Origin of the sequence: Micromonospora sp. NPDC049523 (assembly GCF_040676775.1) — a bacterium.
In the GTDB taxonomy this organism is placed as follows: domain Bacteria; phylum Actinomycetota; class Actinomycetes; order Mycobacteriales; family Micromonosporaceae; genus Micromonospora_G.
The window spans coordinates 1,792-4,221 of sequence record NZ_JBFAPP010000052.1 but is presented as its reverse complement, the minus strand read 5'-3'; the positions used below and the strand labels follow the sequence as shown (position 1 = coordinate 4,221).

The following is a 2,430-nucleotide window of genomic DNA, read 5'->3' as shown; positions in this document are numbered from 1 at the left end:
AAGAGCTAACCGGTCCCCTTAACGTTCCAGCACCGGGCAGGCGTCAGTCCATATACATCGAATTACTTCTTCGCATGGACCTGTGTTTTTAGTAAACAGTCGCTTCCCCCTGCTCTCTGCGGCCATACAACGCTCCACCCGCAAGGGGCTTCACGTCTCCGGCCCCCCTTCTCCCTAAGTTACGGGGGCAATTTGCCGAGTTCCTTAACCACAGTTCGCCCGATCGCCTCGGTATTCTCTACCTGACCACCTGTGTCGGTTTGGGGTACGGGCCGCTAAGAACTCGCTAGAGGCTTTTCTCGGCAGCATAGGATCACTGACTTCACCTGAATCGGCTCGGCATCACGTCTCAGCCCATATGCATCGCGGATTTGCCTACGACACGGCCTACACGCTTACCCCGGCACAACCACCGGCCGGGCTCAGCTACCTTCCTGCGTCACCCCATCGCTTGACTACTACCCACCAGGTTCCCAGAATCAACCACATCAACCCGAAGGCATCAACAGAATCAAATGGTTAGCACAATGAGGTTCACCACGGACGCTCTTTCGCGGGTACGGGAATATCAACCCGTTGTCCATCGACTACGCCTCTCGGCCTCGCCTTAGGTCCCGACTCACCCAGGGCGGATTAGCCTGGCCCTGGAACCCTTGGTCATCCGGCGGAAGGGTTTCTCACCCTTCTTTCGCTACTCATGCCTGCATTCTCACTCGTGCCGCGTCCACAACTGGATCACTCCGCTGCTTCACCCGCGGCACGACGCTCCCCTACCCATCCACACACCTGCACACAATTCCAAAAAATTGAGCGAAGTAAAATGTGAATGCCACAGCTTCGGCGGTGTACTTGAGCCCCGCTACATTGTCGGCGCGGAACCACTTGACCAGTGAGCTATTACGCACTCTTTAAAGGGTGGCTGCTTCTAAGCCAACCTCCTGGTTGTCTATGCGACCCCACATCCTTTTCCACTTAGCACACGCTTAGGGGCCTTAGCTGGTGATCTGGGCTGTTTCCCTCTCGACTACGAAGCTTATCCCCCGCAGTCTCACTGCCGCGCTCTCACTTACCGGCATTCGGAGTTTGGCTGATTTCGGTAAGCTTGTGGGCCCCCTAGACCATCCAGTGCTCTACCTCCGGCAAGAAACACGCGACGCTGCACCTAAATGCATTTCGGGGAGAACCAGCTATCACGGAGTTTGATTGGCCTTTCACCCCTAACCACAGGTCATCCCCCAACTTTTCAACGTTGGTGGGTTCGGCCCTCCACGCGGTCTTACCCACGCTTCAGCCTGCCCATGGCTAGATCACTCCGCTTCGGGTCTAGGACACGCGACTGAACGCCCTATTCAGACTCGCTTTCGCTACGGCTACCCCACACGGGTTAACCTCGCCACATGCCACTAACTCGCAGGCTCATTCTTCAAAAGGCACGCCGTCACCCCTAAAGGCTCCGACGGATTGTAGGCGAACGGTTTCAGGTACTATTTCACTCCCCTCCCGGGGTACTTTTCACCATTCCCTCACGGTACTAGTCCGCTATCGGTCACCAGGAAGTATTTAGGCTTACCAGGTGGTCCTGGCAGATTCACGGCAGATTACAGGGGTCCGCCGCTACTCGGGAACATCCACAGAAGACCAGCCACTTTCACCTACCGGACTCTCACCGTCTACGGTTGGCTTTCCCACACCATTCGGCTAGCAACAGGTTTTATCACTTCTCGACCCAATGTCAGTTGAATCAGCAGAGTCCCACAACCCCAACCACGCAACCCCTGACAGGTATCACACGCAGCCAGTTTAGCCCAAATCCGCTTTCGCTCGCCACTACTCACGGAATCACTATTGTTTTCTCTTCCTACGGGTACTGAGATGTTTCACTTCCCCGCGTTCCCTCCATACACCCTATGTGTTCAGGTGCAGGTGACAGCACATGACTGCTGCCGGGTTCCCCCATTCGGACACCCTGGGATCACAGCTAGGTTGACAGCTCCCCCAGGCCTATCGCGGCCTCCCACGTCCTTCATCGGCTCCTGGTGCCAAGGCATCCACCGTTCGCCCTTGACAACTTGACCACAAAGATGCTCGCGTCCACTGTGCAATTCTCAACAAACGACCAACCCACAACCCACAACCACCACACCTCGAACCACCACCAACCCCACAGGGCCAACAATGGAACCGGTTTGCGATGACAGGCCATGCCTGGCAACCCAAAAAAACAAACACACCGTGTTTGTTCTTTCAGGACCCAACAGGATGCTCTACATTCACCACCAGCCGCACCACCAACCACATTCCCACCCCGACGAATCAGAGCTGTACTAGCGATTGGATAGCCGTTGCCAGACGTGAACTCACCAGTGTCTCCGCCATCTGAGCACCCCACCACCACATACGGGCGGCGCGGGCTCCTCACCCACTTTCGTG

General features: G+C 56.3%; 1 rRNA gene (only partly in view). It reads right to left on the bottom strand.

Annotated elements, in window-relative coordinates:
* Nucleotides 1-2,075: ribosomal RNA gene (locus AB0J90_RS35565) — 23S ribosomal RNA — on the bottom strand (it extends 1,131 nt beyond the left edge of the window).
* Between the last annotated feature and the right edge of the window lie 355 nt (nt 2,076-2,430).